Source organism: Candidatus Pantoea symbiotica (assembly GCF_056491525.1).
Window position 1 is genome coordinate 4,284,982 of sequence record NZ_JBSZHR010000002.1, and the last position, 7,652, is coordinate 4,292,633.

Here is a 7,652-nt window from a genome sequence, read left to right on the forward strand (position 1 = left end):
GCGTGCGATTTGACGCTAAGGACAACGATTAAGATGCAACGTGAGATCTCAAGCTTAGACGCTGGTTGGTGGGTTGTCAGCCATGAGCAAAAACTTTGGATGCCGCAGGGTGAATTGCCGCATGGCTTAGCCAGCGATTTTGGCCTGAACGGCAGCAACGGCATTTTGATTGGCGAGTGGCAGGGCGAGAATGTCTGGCTGGTACGCGAGCCGCGCCCGGACAGCATGGGCTCTGTGCGTCAATTGATTGATGAAGATGTTGGCCTGTTCCAAATCGCCGGACGTGGCGTGCAGCTGGCAGAGTTTTACCGCTCGCATCGCTGGTGCGGCTATTGCGGCCATGAGATGCACATCAGCAAACGCGAATTTGCCTGCTTGTGCAATCACTGCCGCGAGCGCTATTACCCGCAAATTGCGCCGTGCATCATCGTGGCCATTCGCCGTGGCGATGAGATCCTGCTTGCCAATCATGCGCGCCATCGCAACAACATCTATACCGTTCTGGCCGGCTTCGTCGAAGTGGGCGAAACGCTAGAACAAGCGGTGGCGCGGGAAGTGATGGAGGAGAGTAACGTGCGGGTGAAAAACGTGCGCTACGTTACCTCGCAGCCGTGGCCGTTCCCGCACTCTCTGATGATGGCGTATATGGCGGAATATGATGGCGGCGATCTGCAACACGACGGTAAAGAGCTGCTGGATGCCGGTTGGTATCGCTATGACGATCTGCCGCTGTTACCGCCGCCCGGCACGGTGGCGCGTCGCCTGATTGAAGATACCGTTGCCCTGTGTCGCGCCAGCACGGCGTGAAAATGCTACACTGCCGGCCTTAGCATGAGAGAGCCCATTATGAGTGAACTGAAGAACGATCGTTATCTGCGCGCCCTGTTACGTCAGCCGGTTGATGTCACGCCGGTATGGATGATGCGACAAGCTGGGCGCTATTTGCCGGAGTACAAAGCCACGCGCGCTGAAGCCGGTGATTTTATGTCGCTGTGTAAGAATGCTGAGCTGGCGTGTGAAGTCACGCTGCAACCGCTGCGTCGCTATGCGCTGGATGCGGCAATCCTCTTCAGCGATATCCTCACCATTCCAGATGCGATGGGACTTGGGCTCTACTTTGAGACCGGCGAAGGCCCACGTTTCTCCAATCCGATCACCTGCCGTGCGGATGTCGATAAGCTGCCGGTGCCGGATCCAGAGCAAGAACTCGGTTATGTGATGAACGCGGTGCGTACCATTCGTCACAACCTGAAAGGCGAAGTGCCGCTGATCGGTTTCTCCGGTAGCCCGTGGACGCTGGCAACCTACATGGTTGAAGGCGGCAGCAGCAAAGCTTTCACTAAAATCAAAAAGATGATGTACGCCGAGCCGCAAACCCTGCACAAGCTGTTGGATAAGCTGGCCGATAGCGTGATTCTTTATCTCAATGCGCAGATCAAAGCTGGCGCGCAGTCGATCATGGTGTTCGACACATGGGGCGGCGTGCTGACCGGACGCGACTATCGCGAATTCTCGCTTTACTACATGCACAAAATAGTCGATAGCGTGCTGCACGAGAATGAAGGTCGTCGTGTACCTATTACGCTGTTCACCAAAGGTGGCGGCCAATGGCTGGAAGCGATAGCCGCGACTGGCTGTGATGCGCTGGGGCTCGACTGGACCACCGATATCGCCGATGCGCGTCGTCGCGTGGGTGACAAAGTGGCACTGCAAGGCAACATGGATCCTTCCATGCTGTATGCACCGCCTGCGCGCATTGAGCAGGAAGTGGCCGGGATTCTCGAAGGTTTTGGCGCGGGCGAAGGCCACGTGTTTAACCTGGGCCACGGCATCCATCCAGATGTGCCACCTGAGCATGCCGGTGCGTTTGTAGAAGCGGTGCATCGTCTGTCACGTCCTTATCATCAGGGCTGATAGTGGATTTAGCCGCACTGCGCCAGGAACAGTTGCAACGCGCTGCTGATGTGGTGCGGCAGGATGATTTCGACGTACTGCCGCCGCGCTTTATTGGTGGTGCCGACGTAGGTTTTGAACAGGGCGGTGAGATCACACGCGCTGCTCTGGTCATCCTCGAATATCCATCCTTAACGCTGGTGGAACATCGCATTGCACGCGTGGCCACTACCATGCCGTATATTCCGGGCTTCTTATCTTTCCGCGAAATGCCGGCACTGCTGGAAGCCTGGCAGCAGCTCTCCCACATGCCCGATCTGCTGTTTGTCGATGGTCACGGTATTTCCCATCCTCGTCGGCTTGGCGTAGCGGCGCACTTCGGTTCGCTGGTGGATGTGCCTACCATTGGCGTGGCGAAGAAGCGCCTATGCGGACGTTTTGCTGAGCTGGACGCTGAGCCAGGCAGTCGCCAGCCGCTACTCGACAAAGGTGAACAGATTGGCTGGGTATGGCGCAGTAAAGCGCGCTGTAATCCACTGTTTATCTCCACCGGCCATCGTGTCAGCATGGATAGCGCCTTGCATTGGGTGGAAGCCTGTACTGCAGGCTATCGTTTACCGGAACCTACGCGTTGGGCGGATGCTGTCGCCTCTGGACGCCCGGCCTTTCTGCGCTGGCAAAATACGCCTTAACGCTGTTTGTGCCCGGCTTTTGCGGTACACTGCCGCCAGCTAACCTATTGAGAGTAAGTTTGATGTTACAGAACCCCGTCCATTTGCGTCTGGCGAAGCTTGAAAGCTGGCAGCATATGACTTTCATGGCCTGCCTGTGCGAGCGTATGTTCCCCAACTATTGGGCTTTCTGTCAGCAGACCGAATTCGCCGATCCGCAACTCTATCGCCGCATCCTCGATCTGATCTGGGAAAGCCTGACGGTGAAAGATGCCAAAATCAATTTCGACGGTCAGCTGGAGAAATTTGAAGCGGCGATCCCTGATGGTGACGATTTCGAGGTTTACGGTGTACATCCGGCGATTGATGCCTGCGTGGCATTAAGTGAACTGCTGCATGCACAGCTCAGCGGTGAAACGCTGGAGCACGCCGTTGAAGTCAGCCGTACATCGATCACCACCGTGGCGATTCTGGAAATGACGCAGGCCGGTCGCGAAATGACCGACGAAGAGCTGCGCGGAAATCAGGCGGTAATCGATGAATGGGACCTGCAGTGGGAGATTTTCCGCCTGCTGTCTGAGTGCGAAGAGCGCGACCTGGAATTGATTAAAGGCCTGCGTGCAGACCTGCGCGAAGCGGGAATCAGTAACATCGGTATACTTTTTCAGCAATAAGGCAAGAAAACGTGACTTCAGGCCCGAATTACCGCGCCTGGAGGCTTCACATCGGCCCCCTGTCTGGTCTACATTTGGGGGGCTGAAAATTGTGGCTATCGGTGCGTACCGGCTGAACAAGGCCTGAGAAGGGCTTTTCCCTCGCACTCGTTGCTTAGCAAGCGATAAATACACTTTAAGGATAACTTATGAACAAGACTCAACTGATTGATGTGATCGCAGAGAAAGCTGACCTGTCTAAAACCCAGGCTAAGACTGCGCTGGAATCTACCCTGGCTGCGATCACTGAGTCTCTGAAAGAAGGTGATGCTGTACAACTGGTTGGTTTTGGTACTTTTAAAGTGAACCACCGCGCTGAGCGTACCGGTCGCAACCCGCAGACTGGCAAAGAGATCAAAATTGCAGCGGCTAACGTGCCAGCGTTCGTTTCAGGCAAAGCTCTGAAAGACGCTGTTAAGTAAGTTTCCGCATTGCGGTTTAGCTTTAAAAGAGGGGGCGTTAGCGCCCCTTTTTGTTGCCGGGACCTGCCATGCTGAATTCAATTCCTCAGCGCGTTTGCGCCCTATTATTTGGTGCGATGCTCACGGGCTGTAGCTCCACTCCTGATCTTCCTGCCTTTACGGCGAGCGGCTACCTGGCCGACCGCGGCACTGTACGCATCTGGCGCAAGAATAGCGACCATCAAGTGGTTCACCTGCGTACGGTCTTCACGCCGTTTAATGGCGATGCGATGGAAACCACTGATTACAACTGGCAGCAGCAGAAGCTGATTAGCGTCGAACGACGTGTTGCCGGTGCACAGCCGGACGATGTCACCTTACGCTTCGATCATCAGGGCAATCTCAATTTCATGCAGCGCCAGCTGGCGGGACGACGTGAAGCAGTCAGCGCTGATAGCGTTGAGCTGTATCGCTTCGATGCGCAGCGCATGTTGGATCAGAGCAATGCGTTGCTTGCAGGCCGCGTATTGCTGCGTCAGGGCCATTGGCTGGGCGGAAATCAGGTACGAGAGTGCGATGACAAGCTGGTGAATGCGGCCTTTGATCGCGAAACGCTGTATACGCTAGGTCGGCAGCAGCAGAGCCAGTCTGCGCCATTAATGGTGTCATGGCTGGAAGCGCCGGAAGGTGTGCAACTGCTACGTGCTACGCCGGATGACGAATGCCGCTGGCAGCCAAAAGAGAGTGATTTCTAGCAGGTGGATAAGAGAAGGGGCACTTGCTGTGCCCCTTTGCGTACTTATTTGCGGTTAATTGCGCGGTAACCGATATCGCGGCGGCAGAAGCTGCCATCCCACGAAATATGCTGCGCCAACGCATAAGCGTTCTTCTGCGCTGCGGCTACATCGTCGCCCAGCGCGGTCACGCACAGTACGCGACCGCCGTTGGTCACCACCAAATCGTCCTTCATGGTGGTACCAGCGTGGAACACTTTGCCGTCCGGCACTTCTTCCAGTGGCAGACCGTGAATCTGATCGCCCGTGTTGTAATCGCCCGGATAACCACCCGCCGCTAACACCACGCCGAGAGAGGGACGCGGATCCCACTGCGAGGTTTGCTGATCCAGTTTGCCGTCTACAGCAGCCAGGCACAGCTCAACCAGATCCGATTGCAGACGCAGCATGATCGGCTGAGTTTCCGGATCGCCAAAGCGGCAGTTAAATTCGATCACTTTAGGCTGACCGGCTTTATCGATCATCAAACCGGCGTACAGGAAGCCGGTATAGATGTTGCCTTCAGCTTTCATACCGTTAACGGTTGGCCAGATGATCTGATCCATCACGCGCTGGTGGATCTCATCGGTCACCACTGGCGCCGGAGAATACGCGCCCATGCCGCCGGTATTTGGACCGGTATCACCATCGCCGACGCGCTTGTGATCCTGGCTGGTGGCCATCGGCAGCACATTGTTGCCGTCGACCATCACGATAAAGCTGGCTTCTTCGCCATCAAGGAACTCTTCAATCACGATGCGGTGACCGGCATCGCCGAACGCATTGCCAGCCAGCATGTCTTGTACTGCAGCTTCTGCTTCAGCCAGTTCCATCGCCACGATCACGCCTTTACCGGCGGCCAGACCGTCAGCTTTGATGACGATCGGTGCGCCTTTCTCGCGCAGATAGGCCAGCGCAGGCTCCACTTCGGTGAAGTTCTGGTATTCGGCGGTAGGGATCTGCTGACGTGCCAGGAAATCTTTGGTGAACGCCTTTGAGCCTTCCAGCTGGGCAGCGGCTTGCGTTGGGCCAAAGATCTTCAGACCTGCAGCACGGAACGCATCAACCACGCCAATCACCAGCGGTGCTTCCGGGCCAACGATGGTCAGGTCGATCTTTTCCTGCTGCGCAAAAGCCAGCAGCGCGGGAACGTCAGTGGCGCTGATTGCCACGTTCTGCAGAGCCGGTTCAAGTGCGGTGCCCGCATTGCCTGGCGCGACAAACACGGTTTCAGCCAGTGGCGATTGTGCCGCTTTCCATGCCAGCGCGTGCTCACGTCCGCCATTACCAATCACTAAAATTTTCATCTGTACTGCTCCCAACAATTAATGGCGGAAATGACGCATGTCGGTAAAGATCATCGCGATGCCGTGCTCATCAGCGGCGGCAATCACTTCATCATCACGGATTGAACCGCCTGGCTGAATCACGCAGCTGATGCCGACAGCCGCTGCCGCGTCGATACCGTCGCGGAACGGGAAGAATGCATCAGACGCCATCGCGGAGCCTTTCACTTCCAGACCTTCGTCACCCGCTTTGATGCCGGCAATTTTGGCCGAGTAAACGCGGCTCATCTGGCCGGCGCCAATGCCGATGGTCATATTGTCACGTGCGTAGACGATGGCATTGGATTTAACGAACTTCGCCACTTTCCAGCAGAACAGCGCATCACGCAGTTCCTGCTCAGTTGGCTGACGCTTGCTGACAACGCGCAGCTGGCTGGCATCGACCATGCCCAGATCGCGATCCTGAACCAGCACGCCGCCGTTAACACGTTTGAAATCCAGCGCCGCAACGCGACCTTGCCACTGACCACACACCAGAACGCGTACGTTCTGCTTAGCGGCGGTCACTTTTAGTGCTGCTTCGCTGGCGGATGGCGCGATGATCACTTCAACAAACTGACGGCTGATGATCGCCTGTGCGGTGGCTTCGTCCAGCTCGCGGTTGAAAGCGATGATGCCGCCGAAAGCAGAAGTCGGGTCAGTTTTGTAGGCGCGCTCGTAAGCGTCAAGAATCGAACCGCCAACCGCCACGCCGCATGGGTTAGCGTGTTTAACGATCACGCAAGCGGCTTCGTCGAACTCTTTCACGCACTCGAGTGCGGCATCGGTATCTGCGATGTTGTTGTAAGAGAGCGCTTTGCCCTGAACTTGCTGCGCGGTGGCAACAGAAGCTTCAGCAACATTCTCTTCTATATAGAAGGCAGCATCCTGATGGCTGTTCTCGCCGTAACGCATATCCTGCTTCTTAATGAAGTTGAGGTTAAGCGTGCGCGGGAAGCGGCCGGCCGGTTCTTTGCTGTCGCTGTGATAAGCCGGCACCAGGCTACCGAAGTAGTTGGCGATCATACTGTCATAAGCGGCAGTGTGTTCGAAGGCTTTGATGGCCAGATCAAAACGCGTTTCCAGCGTGAGCGAGTTTTCGTTGGCATCCAACTCGGCAATGATCGCCTCGTAATCGCTGCTCTTCACCACGATCGCCACGTCTTTATGGTTCTTCGCCGCTGAGCGAACCATGGTTGGGCCACCGATATCGATGTTCTCAACCGCGTCAGCTAATGAGCAATCAGGTTTGGCAACGGTTTGTGCGAAGGGATACAGGTTGACGACCACCATGTCGATTGGGTTGATGGCGTGTTCAGCCATGATCGCATCATCCTGACCACGACGACCCAAAATGCCGCCATGCACTTTCGGGTGCAGCGTTTTGACGCGTCCATCCATCATTTCCGGGAAACCGGTGTAGTCAGAAACTTCGGTGACGGGCAGGCCCGCATCTGCCAGCAGACGTGCGGTACCGCCTGTGGAGAGCAGCTCAACACCACGACTGGAGAGTGCCTGAGCAAATTCGAGGATACCGGCTTTGTCAGAGACACTGAGTAGAGCGCGGCGTACAGGACGACGTTGTTGCATGGTGGTTTTATCCCTTGGCTTTGTTTCGCGTAAAAAAGAGCGTTACATCAAGCTTAGTGTCTCTCTTCTATATAGAAGGAAACGCTTGCCTCATGTAACGCCCCAAAAGGGGCATCCTTGACGTCGCCGGGCATTGTAGCGAAAACGTTTGCGTGATGCTCGCCTAAATTCATTTGTGCGGCAGAGTGTGGATAACACTGTGTGTAACTGCGTATAAGGCGGGGTTTTGCTGTGGAATGCAGCGAACGGTTGTTTTTATTGAATTTAGCGGTTGCGCGCTGAGAAC

9 protein-coding genes are annotated in these 7,652 nt (G+C 55.8%); 6 read left to right on the forward strand and 3 right to left on the reverse strand.

Annotated features, from left to right (window positions below; all coding sequences use genetic code 11):
• Positions 1-33: 33 nt before the first annotated feature.
• The 6 genes from nudC (at position 34) to ACXIZX_RS20595 (ending at position 4,433) form a co-directional block, all read left to right on the forward strand.
• Positions 34-807, forward strand: a complete 774-nt coding sequence (gene nudC / locus ACXIZX_RS20570; protein WP_479404833.1) for an NAD(+) diphosphatase — start codon at positions 34-36, stop codon at positions 805-807.
• Positions 808-846: 39 nt separating this feature from the next.
• Positions 847-1,914, forward strand: a complete 1,068-nt coding sequence (gene hemE / locus ACXIZX_RS20575) for a uroporphyrinogen decarboxylase (RefSeq protein WP_008108418.1) — start codon at positions 847-849, stop codon at positions 1,912-1,914.
• 2 nt (positions 1,915-1,916) lie between these two features.
• Positions 1,917-2,585, forward strand: a complete 669-nt coding sequence (nfi, locus tag ACXIZX_RS20580; protein WP_008108420.1) for a deoxyribonuclease V — start codon at positions 1,917-1,919, stop codon at positions 2,583-2,585.
• Positions 2,586-2,647: 62 nt separating this feature from the next.
• Positions 2,648-3,238, forward strand: coding sequence for a YjaG family protein (locus ACXIZX_RS20585; RefSeq protein ID WP_061720552.1), 591 nt, complete (start codon positions 2,648-2,650; stop codon positions 3,236-3,238).
• 188 nt (positions 3,239-3,426) lie between these two features.
• Complete coding sequence (hupA, locus tag ACXIZX_RS20590; protein ID WP_007886275.1) at positions 3,427-3,699, forward strand: nucleoid-associated protein HU-alpha; 273 nt, start codon at positions 3,427-3,429, stop codon at positions 3,697-3,699.
• A gap of 68 nt (positions 3,700-3,767) precedes the next feature.
• Positions 3,768-4,433, forward strand: coding sequence for a DUF1481 domain-containing protein (locus ACXIZX_RS20595; protein WP_061720553.1), 666 nt, complete (start codon positions 3,768-3,770; stop codon positions 4,431-4,433).
• Between the two features lie 44 nt (positions 4,434-4,477).
• Here ACXIZX_RS20595 and purD read toward each other — a convergent pair whose 3' ends face one another.
• The 3 genes from purD to ACXIZX_RS20610 form a co-directional block, all read right to left on the reverse strand.
• Positions 4,478-5,758, reverse strand: a complete 1,281-nt coding sequence (gene purD, locus ACXIZX_RS20600; protein WP_479404834.1) for a phosphoribosylamine--glycine ligase — start codon at positions 5,756-5,758, stop codon at positions 4,478-4,480.
• Between the two features lie 18 nt (positions 5,759-5,776).
• A complete protein-coding gene (purH, locus tag ACXIZX_RS20605) occupies positions 5,777-7,366 on the reverse strand; it encodes a bifunctional phosphoribosylaminoimidazolecarboxamide formyltransferase/IMP cyclohydrolase (protein WP_061720555.1) in 1,590 nt (529 codons plus the stop codon).
• A gap of 53 nt (positions 7,367-7,419) precedes the next feature.
• On the reverse strand, positions 7,420-7,652 hold a 233-nt coding region (locus ACXIZX_RS20610), incomplete at its 5' end, for a hypothetical protein (protein ID WP_479404835.1).